Annotated in this window: 1 pseudogene; it reads right to left on the bottom strand. The window is 26.0% G+C overall.

The window, feature by feature from the left end:
• A pseudogene (locus EZH24_RS14715) lies at positions 1-215 on the bottom strand (hypothetical protein); the annotation flags it as partial.

The raw sequence follows: 215 nt of genomic DNA on the forward strand, positions 1-215 counted from the left end.
AGAAGATTCAGCTGTTAATTGTAATGAAAATAATGAAAATAAATTATGTCGTTCTTCATTACTAAGTGTTTCTAGGTATTTATTATTTTTTTCAATTTCACTAATATATTGTTGTATAGTTGCTGTTGATGTTTGATCTCCGCTACTAGCTGTTAAACCTTGACCTGTAATTGTAAGAGTATTGTTTTCAAATTTTAAAGTATCTTTTTGAGATA

The organism is Brachyspira catarrhinii, assembly GCF_005518285.1.
Classification (GTDB): domain Bacteria; phylum Spirochaetota; class Brachyspiria; order Brachyspirales; family Brachyspiraceae; genus Brachyspira; species Brachyspira catarrhinii.